Genomic DNA, 14578 nt, shown 5'->3' with positions numbered 1-14578 from the left:
GCCTGCCCGCTGTGCTGTGTGCTGGTTCTGAAGGGGTGCCGTCTGTTCTACAACGAGTAGAACCCCTGGTACTAGTTTACGGCCTTTGACGCGGCCGCCCGCGCATCGTGCCGGAGTGAGAGGCCGGCCAGGATCCAGAGGACTCCGGAGATGATGGCACCGCCGCCGGCAACACCCAGCAGCGCATGGGGGCCAAGCTCCACGAAGAACGGCAGCGTGACGGCTGTCCCCAGCCCGATGATTCCGGAGGCCAGCCAGTCGCGGGCCAGGACATGGCGCCCGCGGAACCGGATGCCCAGGTACAGCTCGGCCACCGCCGCCACGGCGAGGCCCAGGGCGGCAAGGACTGCGAAGACGAGGCTGCCCTGCAGGAAGAGCAAGGCGACGCCGGCTCCCGTCAGGGCAGCGCCCGCGGCGGACAGCAGGCGGCCCGCCGGCGAGTCCCGAAGGAAACCGGTCAGTGGAATGCCCCACAACAGGATCAGTCCCGTGGCCAGCAGGTATGCCCCGCCCGCCACCGACATCCCGGCAACGGAGGGAGCCGCCCAGAACACGGTCACCGCACCGAACACCAGCGCCGCCGCGGCCCGCAGCAGCGCGGGTTTCCACAGTTCCTGCGAGGGTGAAGGCACGTCCGATTCGGCAGGGTTCACGGGGGAAGTCACGGCTTCAGTTTAGTCTGCCGGCCTGTGCCGGCGAATTCAGGCCGGGGATTCAGGCCGCCGAATCCGGGAACGCGGTCATGAGCCAAGCACCATCCAGCGGTCGGTCCTGGCCCGCAGGCCCAGCGTCACGGCGCGGGCGCACATGTACCCCAGCGAAAAAGCCGCCCACACCCAAACCAGCGCCGCCGCGCCGCCGGCACCCGTCAGCGGGACCGCCAGCAACAGCGGAAGGTACACCGCGAGATTTACGACGCCGGCAATCGCCAGATATTTCGCGTCGCCGGCGCCGATCAGCACGCCGTCCAGAACGAAGACGTACCCGGCGAGGGGCTGGCCGGTGGCCAGCACCCACAGCGCCGCCGTCAGCACTGACTGGACGCCGGGGTCGGACGTGAAGAGGGCACCGGTGAAAGGGGCGGCCACGGCCAGCAGCACACCTGTGGCCACACCAAAGCCCGTTCCCCAGCGGATCATTGTCCGGGTCAGGATCCGCGCCTTGGCGGGATTCGAGGCACCCAGCTCCTTCCCGATCAGCGCCTGGGCGGCGATGGCCAGGGCGTCCAGCGCGAAGGCGAGAAAGGTGAAGACCGTCATGGCCAGCTGGTGGGCTGCCAGGTTCACGGCACCTTGAGCCGTGACCACGAGCACCGTAGCCAGAATGGCGATGCGCAGGCTGAGGGTCCGCAGCATGAGCCAGGAGCCCACCTTGGTCATGGCATGGATCCCATGCCAGTCGGGCAGCAGACTGACGCCGTGCTGACGGGCGTTGCGCTGCACCATCACCAGATACACCGCAGTCATGGCCCACTGGGCGATGCTGGTGCCCACGGCAGATCCGACCACGGACAGCCCAAGCCCATACACCAGCACCAGGTTCAGCACGATGTTCAGCGAGAATCCGGCCGTGGCCACCACCAGCGGCGTCCGGGTGTCCTGCAGCCCCCGCAGCACGCCGGTGCCGGCGAAGATCAGCAGCATGGCAACCAACCCGGGCATGGACCAGCGCAGGTAATCCACGGCGAAGGTCCGGACTTCGGGCCCCGGCCCCATGAGCCGGATGAGCGGTTCTGCCGCGAAGAAACCTGCCAGGGCCAGAGCGGTCCCCAACAGCAGGGCCAGCCAGACGCCGTCGCGCCCGGCCGCCAGCGCCCGGCCCAACTGCCCGTCCCCCACCGCCCGCGCCACGGCCGGGGTGGTGGAGTAGGCGAGGAAAACCATCAGCCCCACCGCAGTGTGCAGCACCGCCGAGGCCAGCCCGACGCCGGCCAGCTGGGCAACGCCCAGGTGGCCCACAATGGCCGAATCGGCAAGCAGGAAGAGCGGTTCGGCGATCAGTGCGCCAAAGGCGGGAACCGCGAGCCGGAGGATTTCCCGGCCATGGCTGTTGGACTTTGGCATGGAAACAGCGGCGGAAGGCGTTTGGGGCACGGATTCAGCCTATCGGCCTGCAGGCATCACCCGGAGCGGGAAACGACACATTAGTTGACACTTCAACAAAACTTCGGGAGAGTGGAAGGGAAGCATCATTCGGCGCGCTCCGGACCGCGTCCTCAAGAGACACCCCCCAATCAACCTGAACGGTGAGAATCTCCATGAACCAGTCCACCCTTACCACCACAGCCCTGACAATCCTGCGCGTGATCGCGGGATTCCTCTTCGCCGCGCACGGCTGGCAGAAGTTCAACGAATTCACCATCTCCGGCACGCAGGCGTCCTTTGCCAAGATGGGGATCCCGGCCGCCGACCTCGCCGCACCCTTTGTTGCCACCCTCGAGCTGGCAGGCGGCATCGCCCTTATCCTCGGCGTGCTGACCCGGGTTTTCGCCGCCCTGCTCGCGCTGGACATGCTCGGCGCCTTCTTCCTGGTCCACGCCTCGGCCGGCGTCTTCGTTGGTAACGGCGGCTACGAACTGGTCCTCCTGCTGGCAGCCGGGGCGCTGGCCATTGCCCTGGCCGGAGCCGGCCGCGTATCGGCGGACGCAGCGCTGTTCGGCCGCAGCAACTCAAAGCTCAAGGTGCTCGCATAGCCTTGCAGCCCGGATAGCCTCCCACTCCAGAAACGTGCCCCTTCCGTTGGGGTATTGCCTCCCCAGGTAATAACGACGGCGGCTGCCCGCCCGGCGCTTTTGCGTCCGGTGGGCAGCCGCCGTCGTTTTGCTGTCTATTCGGCCGGCGCCCGGCTCAGCCGGCCACGCCGGTGAGTTCATCGGGGGTGTGGGCCAGCATTGCGGTGCGGACCACCGTCCCCGCATTCAGGTCAATGACGTGGAGTTTCCGCGACGCTGGTTCGGACACGTAGGCAGTGGAACCCTGGACGTACAGGGTTGGCCGCGGGTCCTGCCACGCCTCGGGCTCCTGCCAGGCCGGCACCACGGGAATCGTGGACACGGTGGCACCCGTCAGTGGGTTCAGGACATGCAGGGCTCCGTCGGTGCCGAGCACCAGCGCCTCACCGGCCGGGCCCCGCCCCAGGGAGCGGAAGGAATAGCTGGTTCCGAGTTCCACGAGCTTCAGCGAGTTGGTGCGGGTGTCCACCAGTGAAATCCTGGTGGGCCGTTCCAGGACCGCGTCCTTGTCCACCTTGTAGTCCCCGAGCACCACCGGCGACGCCGGCGAGCCGGCCTGGTTGCCCATGCGGCCATAGGCGTCAGGACTGGAGATCTTGGCGAATTTGCCGCTCTTGAACACCAGCATCCCGTCCTCGCACCCGAAGACCACAGTGCTCTTGCCGGCCACCGCCTCGCCATGGACGCCGGGGCACTTCTGGCTCCGGAGGATCTCCCTGCGGCCCCGGCCCTCACCCAGAAGGGCCACGTGGTTCCGGGCTTCCTCGTTGCCGACGGTCATCAGCAGCTTGCCGTCCTCCAGCTCGAGAGCCACGCCATGGTGCGCCTCGGGGGCGGTATAGGTCGTCGTTTCCGGAAGGCCGTCGTCCGCCGGCGCTCCGAGGGCGGCTGACTCAAAGGCTTCCACCTTGCCGGACCCGTCACTGAACAGGACAGTCTTTCCGGCGTGCCGCACCACATGGCCCGGCTTGCTGGCTTCGAAGGCCTGATCCGTCAGTGCAGGCTGGGCGGCGTAGGAATGGCCATGGTCGCCGTGCTTCTCCGTCCAAACCCCGGCATCGAGAACCTTGAAGGAATCGCCCGCTGCCACCAAAACGTGGCGGGAGTCGCCTGCCGGACTGATGCGGTTGTATCCGTCCAGTGCGATGTCCGCGGCCGGCTCCAGGGTCGCGGCATCCAGCACACCGACGCCGCCGGCGTAAGTGTAAACAAGGCGGGGACTCGGGGCGCGGAGCTCCTTGGGTTGGGCGGGCCCTGCCTCCCGGGACGTGCTGGAGTCTGCACCGGAGCTCGGTGCCGGACCTGGGGCGCACCCTGAAAGTAACAGCGCGGCACCGCAGACGGCCGCCAGGGGCGCAACGGTCGGGGTGGGAAGCATAAAACGTCTCATCATCATGAACTAATGATAATCATTATCGTTAGCGCTTTTGTCAGCTGTGACCTGATGCAGTGTGCGCGGGTGAGGCGAATTGCTCCTGCCGCTGAAGTTATAACGCCTGTGAACTGATTGTGAAGGCGCGGATCTGCCCGTCGGGCTGCGCTCAGTAAACTGCGAACATGAGCGAGACTGCCGCCAATTCAGTAACCCTCCGCTTTCTTGCCGCCCCCATGGACGTGGGCCACAGCGGATCCGTTGATGCAGGCACCGTGCTCGAATGGGTGGACAAAGCGGCCTATGCGGCCGCCGTCGGCTGGGCCAAGTCCTACTGCGTTACTGCGTACGTCGGGAACATCCACTTTGCCGATCCCGTGAACAGCGGCGACATGGTAGAGGTCACGGCCACCATCGTCTACACGGGACGCTCCTCCATGCATATCCGGACAGTGGTCTCATCCGGGGACCCGAAGGGCGGGCCAGCCACCATGCGCAGCCAGTGCATAGTGATCTTTGTCGCGGTCGGTGAGGACGGAAAACCGGTTCCGGTGACGCAGTTCGAACCCGTGACGCCGGAGGAGCTGGAACAGCGGGACCACGCCCTGGCGCGGATCAGGATTCGGGAGCAGATTGTCGAAGCGATGAGCGCCCAGGAATATACGGACGCAGGCACGGCCGAACGCGTCGTCCTCCGGTTTATGGCCGCGCCCACCGATGTGAACTGGGGCGGCAAAGTCCACGGCGGCATCGTCATGAAATGGATCGACGAAGCCGCATACGTGTGCGCTTCACGCTACTGCGGCCAGGACACGGTGGCCGTCTTCTCCGGCGGAGTGCGCTTCTACCGGCCGCTGCTGATCGGCCACGTCGTGGAGGTGGAGGCCCGGCTGGTCTACACAGGCACCAAGGGCATGCACATTGCCGTACACGTCCGCTCCGGGGATCCCAAGGGCCGGGAGCTGAATCTGACCACCTATTGCCTCACCGTGATGGTCGCCCGCGACACCGAGGGCACCTCCGTCCCCATTCCGCCGTGGACGCCCGTGTCGGAGGAGGACAAGCGGCTGCACGCCCATGCGCGGGAACTCCTGGAGATCAGGGCAGCCGCCCCCGGCAACAGGCTTCCCAACCATCTGCTGCCGTCCGGAACCGGCGCAGCCTAGAAGCCGCCGCCCCCGGCATCCCCTGCCATGTTCGCGAACCGCGAGTAGTGGCCCTGGAAGGCAACCACGATGTCCTTGGTGGGGCCGTTACGGTGCTTCGCCACGAGGATGTCCGCCTCCCCGGCGCGCGGGGATTCCTTGTCGTACACATCTTCGCGGTGCAGCAGGATCACCATGTCGGCATCCTGCTCGATGGACCCGGATTCACGAAGGTCCGAGACCATGGGCCGCTTGTCCTGGCGCTGCTCGGAACCACGGTTCAGCTGCGACAGGGCGATGACGGGAACCTGGAGTTCCTTGGCCAGCAGCTTCAGCGCACGCGAAAACTCGGAGACTTCCTGCTGGCGGGATTCCACCTTTTTGCCTGAACTCATGAGCTGCAGGTAGTCAAGGATCACGAGCTTGAGGTCGTGCTGCTGCTTGAGGCGGCGGCACTTGGCCCGGATCTCCATCAGGGACATGTTGGGGCTGTCGTCAATGAACAGCGGGGCATCATTCATCCGCCCCATGGTGGTGGCGATCTTGGACCACTGCTCATCCTTGATGGTGCCCTTGCGCAGGTCCTGCAGGCCGATAGTGGCTTCGGCGGAGAGCAGGCGCATGGCGATCTCGTTGCGCCCCATTTCAAGGGAGAACATGACCGTGCTGAGGTTGTTTTTGATGGCGGCCGAGCGGGCAAAATCCAGGGCAAAGGTGGACTTGCCCACAGCCGGGCGGGCGGCAATGACGATCATCTGGCCCGGGTGCAGCCCGTGGGTCAGCTCGTCCAGCTCGTAGAAACCGGTGGGAACGCCCACCATGCCCTCGCCGCGGTGGCCGGAGGCCTCGATCTCATCCACCGTGGACTCCATGACGTCCTTCAGGACGACGTAATCCTCAGCCGTGCGGCGTTCGGCGACGGCGTAAACCTCCGCCTGGGCCTGGTTGACCAGATCCTCCACTTCGCCGTCCTGGCCGTAGCCGAGCTGCACGATCTTGGTGCCCGCATTGACCAGGCGCCGGAGCACCGCACGCTCGGCCACGATCTCTGCGTAGTAGCCGGCGTTCGCCGCGGTGGGCACCGTCTGGATGAGCTCATGCAGGTACGCCGGACCGCCGATCCGGTTGATCTCGCCGCGCTTGGTCAGCTCATCGGAGACGGTGACGGCGTCCGCAGGCTCGCCGCGGCCGTAGAGGTCGATGACGGCCTCGTAAATGGTCTCGTGGGCCGGGCGGTAGAAGTCCTGCCCGCGCAGGATTTCAACCACATCCGCAATCGCATCCTTGGACAGCATCATGCCGCCCAGGACGGACTGTTCAGCGGGAATGTCCTGCGGAGGCTTGCGGCTGCTTTCGGATTCGCGGGTAGCTTCAATTGGGTCCAGATGCGTAACTGACAAAGCTGCCGTCCTCCATTGTGTCCGCACTCCCCTGCAGGAGGACTGCGGCGCGTGTGCCGTATGCCGTGGCCCGCGGCAGAACCTGCCGCCGGCGCCAGTGCAACTACACCAGCGACCCCTGACATTTTTCGGTCCTGCCCGTTGAACCCGGGCGACGCCTCATCCACAGGTTTTCCACAGGGCAGCACGAATTTGCCGGAGACCGGCTGCCCGCCGTCTCCAGCCTTCAGGCCGGAAGGGAAAACTCACCCGGATGGGGTGTCTGACGCTACGTTAGCGCCCGGCCGCTGACTCACAAAGCCCAGAGTTCTGCACCTCTGTGGATAACGTGTGCACAAGATGCTGCTGCTTGTGCACAGCCTGTGGGAGAAGCTGTGGATAGAAATTTTCTTTCCGGCATATAAGCCTCTCACCTGCGGAAACATCCGGATATTGCTGTGGAAAAAAGAAATTTTCAGGCCGGCGATAATCCACAGCCCCACCGCCCCGCTGGGGATACCGGCCGGTAGCTCCCGGGCTGGAGCCGTTCTTTGGCTCTTGAATTCCAGCATTGTGATACAACTCACCGGCATATGTGCTGGCCCGTCGCTTCATGCCTTTCCGGTGAGCGAACCCGTTCCATGAATGTCGGCGAGGAGTGCAGCCGGAGGCAGCACTATGCGCAGCCGGGCATATGCTGTGGATAACGCGGATCTGGCGTTAAGCTCTAGGTATGGGCGACGTTCTGACGGTTTTGGTTCCTGCCCTTATCCTCGCCGCAGCCCTTTGGGCTTTCGCCACGGCACTGAAGCCGCGCGACGGGGGAATGTCTGACGCTGACAGGTACCGGATGGATCTGGCCAGACGCTCCCAAGCCCACTACGCAGCCCAGGTCCAGGCCGCCCTGGCCGCCCGGGCGCGCATGGAGGCCGCAGCCCTGCCCAGCCAGAACCGGCAGCAGCAGATGCAGCACCACGAACCGCTACAGCTGCCCGGGCCGCCGGCTCCCGGCCATCCCGGCCACGATCCCGGCCGCCGTCCTGATAATCCCCGGCGCCCCGACCTTGCCGCGCTCCTTACCGGGACCACGTTGAACCCGCAGCTGGCCCTGCAGCTGCAGTCCCTGGTGCGCAATGGGCAGAAGCTCCAGGCCGTCCGGCTTCTGCGCCAGGCCACCCGTTCCGACCTTTTGACCGCCAAGCAATTTGTAGATCGGCTGTAACCATGGAATCGCTCCTGATCCCCTTCCTGATCCTTATCGCCGTCGCTGTCGCCGTGGCCCTCGCGGCGCGTGCGTGGAGCCGGCGCCGGCGCACTGCCAAAGAGCCCGCCCAGCAGCCGCCCGCGGAGTCTGCAGAACTCGCAAGGGAAGCCGCAGCCAAGCTGTCCGAAGACGAACACCGGCGGCTGTATTCCCTCATCGCCCAGGGGCAGGCCATGGCGGCCATCAAGCTGTACTACGAGGTCTCAGGGCAGGGCCTGCGCGCGTCCCGTGATGCCGTGGCGGCACTGGCGGCCCACCCGCAGCCTTTCCGCTCACCGGCCCAGGAACCCAGCGAACCCGAGGACGATGACGAACCGCCACAGCGGTTCCCGTACCGGTACCGGGCGATCGCCAGCAAGGGCGACGTCACCCGGGAGGTCAGCAGCAACATGCTGAACGACGAAATATACGGCCGTATCCGCACCCTCGCCCGGAGCGGCAACATCGAAGCGGCCGCCACCGCGCTGACCCGGCACTCGGACATCACCATGAAGCAGGCCCGCGAATTCATCGCCCTGCTGGACGACTGATAGCCGGGTCGCTGACAAACGGACCGGCGTCCAGCAACCCGGCAGGGACCGCCGCAACGCCGGCGGTAACCGGCTAGAAGTCGAACAGGTCCCCCAGCCAGCCCTCTTTCTTCTTGTGCCGGCGGCGATCATAGTCGCGGTCATAACCCTTGCCGTAGCTCCGGTCGTCGTAGCGCGGCTGGTCCCGACGCGGCTGGAAGTCGCGCCGCGGTTCAAAGTCACGGTACAGCGGCGGCGGCGCCATGCCGGGCGCGGGGGGCGCCGGAGCCGGGGGAGCGGGTGCCGGAGGCGCCGCAGCCGCACCGGCGTTGACCCGGTCGATGATCTTGTCCAGCTCGCCGCGGTCCAGCCACACACCCCGGCACTGCGGGCAGTAGTCGATTTCCACGCCACTGCGTTCGCTCATGACCAGGTCTGCAGAATCAATGGGACATTTCATGACCGGCACAACGAGCGGAAGTCGCGATTAGTTCGCCCCTACCGTCCGCCCGAGATTCCTGCCAGCAGCTGCTCGAAGGGCAGCGACTCCAAGGTAGCCGCTTTGCGGCCAGGCTGATCGCCCTCCAGAAGGCGGCTGAACTCTTCCGCAGCCCGTTCGATGCGCTGCGAAAGGGGAGTGGCGCCGTCGTCGGTGTTTCCCCAGTCCTGCGGGCCGGCGAAGACGGCCGTGGGCGTGGTGCGCGTGCGCAGGTAGCTGAACAGCGGGCGCATGGCGTGGTCGAGAACCATCTGGTGGCGGTCGGTTCCGCCGGTGGCGCCCAGGAGCGCTGCCTTGCCATCCAGGGACTTTGGGTCCAGGACATCAACGAAGGACTTGAACAGGCCGCTGTAGGAGGCGCTGAACACGGGGGTGACGGCGATGATCCCGTCTGATGCTTCCACGCCGGCTATCACCTTAGCCAACCGCGGCGAGGCATATCCCGTCACGAAGTTGTTGGCAATGTCCACGGCCAGCTCACGGAGCTCCACCACGTCCGCGACCACCTCATAGCCTGCGCCGGCCAGCTTCCGGGTAGCGGCTGCAGCCAGTTGGTCTGCCAGCAGGCGGGTCGACGACGGGACTCCCAGACCGGCGGACAGGACGGTTATGCGGCGGGTTTCCATGATGCTCTCCTCAGGTTGGCCTTTACATGCATTTGCATCTATCTGCTGAACCTGAGCGTACCAGCATTTATTCCTGCGGCATGCTCCGGCCGTCCGGAACGGGTGCCGCGGCGGACGGTACACTGCCTTCCATGGTGGAAGGCTGGGCAAGCACAAGACGGGTGCCGGCTGCCTCTACATCACCAGGCTGGCCGACGTCGATCAAGCCGTGCTGGCCGAGCTGATCAGCGTCGGCTACCGCTACAGCACGTCGGTGCTGCACGCCCAGTAGTCCGCAGACACCGAGGGAAGCCGGACGGCGGAGTCTTCACATGGCCGGTGCCGCGAAATACGGTAATGCCTGACACCCGGATTTTGGAGGCACGCATGCGCAAAGTTACTGCCGGACTGTTCCACTCCGTGGACGGCGTGGTGCAGGACCCGTTCAAGTTTCAGTTCGACAGCTTCGATGAGGAGCTGGGCAAGGGGCTGACCAAGATGATCAACACCGTGGACACGGTGGTCCTCGGCCGGGTCAGCTATCAGGAATGGGCAGGGTATTGGCCCAACGCCTCCCAGGATGAGGATTTCGCCGCCTTCATCAACCCGGTTGAAAAGTTCGTCGCTTCACGCACCCTGACGGGCCCCCTTGAATGGGAAAACTCGCGCCTGATCGAAGGGCCGCTGGAGGACTTCATCACTGATCTCAAGGCGCGCGACGGCGGAGAGATCGCCGTGTGCGGCAGCATCTCGGTGACCCGGCAACTTCTGTTCGCCGGCCTCCTCGATGAGCTGACCCTGATGACGCATCCCGTGGTGGCCGGCAGCGGCCGGCGCCTCTTCGAGGACGGCGATCCGCTGACCAGGCTGGTGCTGAAGGACCAGTACCGGACCAGCAAAGGCAACGTCGTCAGCACCTACAGCCTGCGCGGGGACTGAGACCGCGGCGCTGCCGTATGCCACAGGCACGACGAAGCCCCCGCCATCGGCTTCCCAGAGGAATCCGACGGCGGGGGCCGTCAGCAGTTCAGGCTACCGGCGCGCCTGGCGTCCCTAAAACCTCGCACGCTCGGTTTCAGGGAACCCTGCTACTTGCCTGCGACTACGTCGAGTTCGATCACAGCGGCAACGTCATCGTGGAGACGGACGTTGGCCTGGTAGGAACCGACCGACTTGATGTGAGCCGGCAGTTCAACCTTGCGCTTGTCGATGCTGCCCAGGCCTGCGGCCTCAACAGCGGCGGCAACGTCGGCCTGCTTGACCGTGCCGAACAGGCGGCCGCTTTCGCCGGCCTTGACGACCAGCTTGACCGGCTTGGCGGAGAGAGCAGCGGCCTGCTTCTGAGCATCTTCCAGGGAAGCGTGCTCGCGGGCGACGCGGGCAGCCTTGATGGACTCAACCTGCTTCTCGCCACCCTTCGACCAGGTCAGGGCGAAACCGCGGGGCAGCAGGTAGTTACGTGCGTAACCGTCCTTGACCTCGACAACGTCGCCAGCAGCACCGAGACCGGTTACTTCGTGGGTCAGAATGAGCTTTGCCATGTTAGTTAATCCCTTTCCTTAGCCCCGGCCAGCGCCGGAGTAGGGCAGCAGAGCAACTTCGCGGGCGTTCTTGATCGCCTGGGCGATCTTGCGCTGCTCCTGCACCGTAACGCCAGTGACGCGACGGGCGCGGATCTTTCCGCGGTCGGAGATGAACTTGCGCAGCAATGCTACGTCCTTGTAGTCGATGACAGTGATGTCAGCGGCCTTCAAGGGGTTGGACTTTGGTTTGGGCTTACGGAGTTCAGCCTTAGCCATCGTGGAGCTCCTATTCTAGGGAGCCCGTGAATCATGATCCACGGGATGGTGGTGGTCCGATCGCGGCGGATGCAAAACGCGAACGCTTGGCGGATGCTGCGCCGGACCTTGTGTTTGTTGTTTAGAAGGGAGGTTCGGAATCCGGGCCGTTGCCCCAGCCGCCGCCCGCATTGCTGACTCCGGGCGTGGCCCACGGGTCATCCTGCGCGGCGGGCTGGTTGCCGCCCCAGCTTCCTCCGGTGTTGCCGCCCTGGTTTCCACCCTGGCCGCCACCGAATCCACCGCCACCGAATCCGCCGCTGTTGCCGCCGCCGAATCCGCCCTGGCCGCCGGAGCGCTGGGTGCGGTTGACTTTGGCATTGGCATAACGCAGGCTCGGGCCGATTTCATCGACTTCGAGCTCGATAACGGTGCGCTTCTCGCCTTCCTTGGTTTCGTAGGAACGGCTCTTCAGACGGCCGGAAACGATCACCCGGGTGCCCTTGGTGAGGGACTCGGCGACGTTTTCTGCTGCCTCGCGCCAGACCGAAGCACGGAGGAACAGGGTTTCCCCGTCCTTCCACTCGTTGGACTGGCGGTCGAAGGTGCGGGGCGTGGACGCGATGGTGAAGTTCGCTACTGCCGAACCTGACGGTGTGAACCTCAGTTCGGGGTCATTGGTGAGATTACCGATGACCGTAATAGTGGTTTCGCCTGCCATCTACTGCCTCCTTGTTCGTTCCTGCGGGATAAAGAATGAAAGTTGTGAGCTGAAATTACTCAGCAACAACCTTCTGCTCTTCGGGGCGGATGATCTTGGTGCGCATGATGGTCTCGTTGAGACCCAGCTGGCGGTCAAGTTCCTTGGCGGTAGCCGGCGTCGCGGTGAAGTTCACCACGGCGTAGATACCCTCGGACTTCTTCTTGATGTCGTAAGCCAGACGGCGACGGCCCCAGATGTCAACCTTTTCGATGGTTCCACCATCGTTAGTGATGACGTTCAGGAACTTCTGAAGCGACGGCTCTACGGTACGCTCTTCGACCTCGGGGTCGATGATTACCATCAATTCGTAAGGACGCATATGTGAACCCACCTCCTTTGGGCTAAGCGGCTACGGTATTTCCGTAACAGGAGGTTCATTTGCGATGCCGTGCACACCCGCATCCAAAATGGATCAGGGCGCAGCACAGACTTCACTATCTTAGTGCATCGGGATGGAATTCCGCGATTCGGACAGCTCTAACGCTAGTGGCCCGGAGGAAGGTCAGGAAGCAGCGGCCCGGCTATGTGGAAAACAAGCGGGAATACTGAAGCCATGACTATCTTAAAATCCGTACTCCTCTTCGCCCTTGCGGCCGCAGCGGAGATTGGTGGTGCCTGGCTTATCTGGCAGGCCGTCCGGGAGGACAAGGCCTGGTGGTGGGCCGGACTCGGAATCCTCGCGCTGGGGTTCTACGGCTTCGTGGCCGCCTTCCAGCCGGACGCCCACTTCGGCCGGGTCCTGGCCGCGTACGGCGGCGTGTTCATCGCCGGCTCCCTCGCCTGGGGCATGCTGCTGGACGGGTTTCGGCCTGACCGCTGGGACCTCATCGGCGCCGCAGTATGCCTGGTGGGCGTCGCCGTCATCATGTTCGCCCCCCGCAGCAGCTAAAACGCCCGCAGCAGCTGAAACCAAGAGCAGCCAGAACCGGAGCGCGGGGCTGCGCCCAACGCAAAAACATCCGCCCGGTGGGCCTTGACGGCCAACCGGGCGGATGGTTTAGGGATCAGGAAGCGGACCGGATTACGACGCCGGACCGGCCCCTGCGCCCGCATCTGCGGCTTCGCGGGTGGCGGATTCAGGGGCGGTCGCCAAAGCGGTGTGCGCCGGACCGCCCTTGCGGTAGCGCCAGACGCCGATGCCGACCACGACGACCGCCAGGGCCACGGAAAGCAGCAGCGACTCGCGGGTGGAATCCAGCATGACCATGCCGACGACGAGGGCAGCAATGCTGCCGATCGCCAGCCAGGTGAGGTAGGGGAAGAACCACATCTTCAGCGTCAGGTCCTTGGCCGCGGCGCCCATCCGTCGGCGCAGCACCAGCTGGGACGTGGCAATGACCAGCCAGACGAACAGTGCGATGGCGCCTGAGGTGTTCACCAGGAACAGGAAGACCGTGTCCGGGGCGATGTAGTTCAGTCCCACGGTGATGAAACCAACCACGGTGGAGGCCAGCACTGCTGCGGCGGGCACGCCGCGCTTGGAGATGCGGGTCCAGGATTTCGGGGCATCGCCGCGCTGGGAGAGGGAGAAAAGCATGCGGCTGGCGGTGTAGAGGCCCGAGTTCAGGCAGGAGAGTACCGAGGTCAGCACCACGACGTCCATGATGGTGCCCGCGCCGGGGATGCCGAACAGCTCGATGACCGCGACGTACGGGCTCTTGGCCACGCTGGCGGAGTTCCACGGCAGCAGGGTGACAACGATGGCGATGGAGCCGATGTAGAAGACCAGGATGCGCCAGACGGTGGACTTCACAGCCTTCTTCACGGCTTCAACCGGGTTCTCGGATTCTCCGGCCGCGATTGTGGCGATCTCCGCCCCGAAGAACGCAAAGACCACCACGAGGATGCCGGCAAGTGCAGCACCCGGACCGTTGGGCAGGAATCCGCCGTTGCCCGTCAGGTTGCTCAGCCCCGGCGCGGGGACGCCCGGAACCAGGCCGAGAATCGCGGCCACACCGAAGATCAGGAACAGGATGATGGCAGTGACCTTGATGGAGGCGAACCAGAACTCGAACTCGCCGTAGGACTTCACCGAGCCCAGGTTGGTCAGCGTGAGCAGGACCATGAGGACCAGGGCCCAGACCCACTGGTCGATGCCGGGCACCCAGCGGTGCATGATCGCGGCACCGGCCGTTGCTTCAATGCCCAGCACAATGATCCAGAACCACGCATACAGCCAGCCGATACTGAAGCCGGCCCAGCGGCCGAGCGCCTTGTCCGCATACGTGGAGAAGGACCCGGTCTCCGGGTTGGCGGCTGCCATCTCGCCCAGCATCCGCATGACCAGGATGACCACGATGCCCGCGGCCATGTAGGCCAGCAGGATGCCCGGTCCGGCCTGCTGGATGGCCGCGCCGGAGCCGACGAACAGGCCGGCGCCGATGACGCCGGCGATGGCGATCATCGACAGGTGGCGGGGCTTTAGGGATTTCGATAGTTGTTGGTCAGCGTGCATGGCTGCGCCATCCTCGTTTGTTGCAGGTTTTGGAAAGCGGTCGGGCCGGCCGAATGCCTGTGCCGCGCACCACATGTG

The 14578-nt window shown here is 65.0% G+C and carries 17 protein-coding genes; 6 read left to right on the top strand and 11 right to left on the bottom strand.

Annotation, left to right across the window (positions count from 1 at the left end; genetic code table 11):
- Window positions 1-71 precede the first annotated feature (71 nt).
- Window positions 72-665 carry a hypothetical protein gene (locus ACFUTU_RS02600; RefSeq protein ID WP_377960325.1) on the bottom strand — a complete coding sequence of 198 codons (594 nt, stop codon included), beginning with the start codon at window positions 663-665 and terminating at the stop codon, window positions 72-74.
- A 75-nt stretch (window positions 666-740) separates the two neighbouring features.
- The gene (locus ACFUTU_RS02595) at window positions 741-2063 is read right to left on the bottom strand and encodes an MATE family efflux transporter (RefSeq protein ID WP_377960421.1); all 1323 of its coding nucleotides are present in this window, start codon (window positions 2061-2063) and stop codon (window positions 741-743) included.
- 194 nt (window positions 2064-2257) lie between these two features.
- On the opposite strand from ACFUTU_RS02595, the gene ACFUTU_RS02590 reads away from it, so the two are divergent.
- The gene (locus tag ACFUTU_RS02590) at window positions 2258-2692 is read left to right on the top strand and encodes a DoxX family protein (protein WP_377960323.1); all 435 of its coding nucleotides are present in this window, start codon (window positions 2258-2260) and stop codon (window positions 2690-2692) included.
- Window positions 2693-2846: 154 nt separating this feature from the next.
- Here ACFUTU_RS02590 and aztD read toward each other — a convergent pair whose 3' ends face one another.
- Window positions 2847-4109, bottom strand: coding sequence for a zinc metallochaperone AztD (gene aztD / locus ACFUTU_RS02585; protein WP_377960321.1), 1263 nt, complete (start codon window positions 4107-4109; stop codon window positions 2847-2849).
- Between the two features lie 179 nt (window positions 4110-4288).
- On the opposite strand from aztD, the gene ACFUTU_RS02580 reads away from it, so the two are divergent.
- Entirely contained in the window at window positions 4289-5269 is a 981-nt protein-coding gene (locus tag ACFUTU_RS02580; protein ID WP_377960319.1) for an acyl-CoA thioesterase, read from the top strand.
- Here ACFUTU_RS02580 and dnaB read toward each other — a convergent pair.
- Window positions 5266-6648: a replicative DNA helicase gene (gene dnaB / locus ACFUTU_RS02575; RefSeq protein WP_377960317.1), complete on the bottom strand. Its 1383-nt coding sequence runs from the start codon at window positions 6646-6648 to the stop codon at window positions 5266-5268. The two genes, ACFUTU_RS02580 and dnaB, sit on opposite strands and share 4 nt — an antisense overlap.
- A gap of 712 nt (window positions 6649-7360) precedes the next feature.
- On the opposite strand from dnaB, the gene ACFUTU_RS02570 reads away from it, so the two are divergent.
- Together ACFUTU_RS02570 and ACFUTU_RS02565 are read left to right on the top strand one after the other, a co-directional pair.
- On the top strand, window positions 7361-7849 hold the full coding sequence (locus tag ACFUTU_RS02570) for a hypothetical protein (RefSeq protein ID WP_377960315.1): 489 nt from the start codon (window positions 7361-7363) through the stop codon (window positions 7847-7849).
- A gap of 2 nt (window positions 7850-7851) precedes the next feature.
- Window positions 7852-8421 carry a hypothetical protein gene (locus tag ACFUTU_RS02565; protein WP_377960313.1) on the top strand — a complete coding sequence of 190 codons (570 nt, stop codon included), beginning with the start codon at window positions 7852-7854 and terminating at the stop codon, window positions 8419-8421.
- A gap of 73 nt (window positions 8422-8494) precedes the next feature.
- Here ACFUTU_RS02565 and ACFUTU_RS02560 read toward each other — a convergent pair whose 3' ends face one another.
- Window positions 8495-8860: a zf-TFIIB domain-containing protein gene (locus ACFUTU_RS02560; protein WP_377960311.1), complete on the bottom strand. Its 366-nt coding sequence runs from the start codon at window positions 8858-8860 to the stop codon at window positions 8495-8497.
- A 38-nt stretch (window positions 8861-8898) separates the two neighbouring features.
- A complete protein-coding gene (locus tag ACFUTU_RS02555) occupies window positions 8899-9525 on the bottom strand; it encodes an FMN reductase (RefSeq protein WP_377960309.1) in 627 nt (208 codons plus the stop codon).
- Between the two features lie 366 nt (window positions 9526-9891).
- Between ACFUTU_RS02555 and ACFUTU_RS02550 the strand changes: the two genes are divergently transcribed.
- Window positions 9892-10443 (top strand): dihydrofolate reductase family protein, encoded by a 552-nt coding sequence (locus ACFUTU_RS02550; RefSeq protein WP_377960307.1) that lies wholly within the window; start codon window positions 9892-9894, stop codon window positions 10441-10443.
- A gap of 149 nt (window positions 10444-10592) precedes the next feature.
- Here the strand turns inward: ACFUTU_RS02550 and rplI are convergent, their stop codons facing one another.
- The 4 genes from rplI to rpsF all read right to left on the bottom strand — a co-directional run bounded on the left by rplI (window position 10593) and on the right by rpsF (window position 12364).
- Complete coding sequence (rplI, locus tag ACFUTU_RS02545; RefSeq protein ID WP_377960305.1) at window positions 10593-11045, bottom strand: 50S ribosomal protein L9; 453 nt, start codon at window positions 11043-11045, stop codon at window positions 10593-10595.
- 18 nt (window positions 11046-11063) lie between these two features.
- Window positions 11064-11303 (bottom strand): 30S ribosomal protein S18, encoded by a 240-nt coding sequence (gene rpsR, locus ACFUTU_RS02540; protein ID WP_003800144.1) that lies wholly within the window; start codon window positions 11301-11303, stop codon window positions 11064-11066.
- Window positions 11304-11424: 121 nt separating this feature from the next.
- Window positions 11425-12003, bottom strand: coding sequence for a single-stranded DNA-binding protein (locus tag ACFUTU_RS02535; RefSeq protein ID WP_076799463.1), 579 nt, complete (start codon window positions 12001-12003; stop codon window positions 11425-11427).
- A gap of 55 nt (window positions 12004-12058) precedes the next feature.
- Complete coding sequence (rpsF, locus tag ACFUTU_RS02530; RefSeq protein ID WP_003800148.1) at window positions 12059-12364, bottom strand: 30S ribosomal protein S6; 306 nt, start codon at window positions 12362-12364, stop codon at window positions 12059-12061.
- Between the two features lie 234 nt (window positions 12365-12598).
- On the opposite strand from rpsF, the gene ACFUTU_RS02525 reads away from it, so the two are divergent.
- Entirely contained in the window at window positions 12599-12934 is a 336-nt protein-coding gene (locus tag ACFUTU_RS02525; protein ID WP_377960303.1) for a YnfA family protein, read from the top strand.
- A gap of 132 nt (window positions 12935-13066) precedes the next feature.
- On the opposite strand, the gene ACFUTU_RS02520 is transcribed toward ACFUTU_RS02525, so the two are convergent.
- On the bottom strand, window positions 13067-14500 hold the full coding sequence (locus ACFUTU_RS02520; protein ID WP_377960301.1) for an amino acid permease: 1434 nt from the start codon (window positions 14498-14500) through the stop codon (window positions 13067-13069).
- Window positions 14501-14578 lie beyond the last annotated feature (78 nt).

Origin of the sequence: Arthrobacter sp. NPDC057388 (assembly GCF_042668165.1) — a bacterium.
In the GTDB taxonomy this organism is placed as follows: Bacteria; Actinomycetota; Actinomycetes; order Actinomycetales; family Micrococcaceae; genus Arthrobacter.
This window is presented reverse-complemented; position numbering and strand designations above follow the sequence as displayed.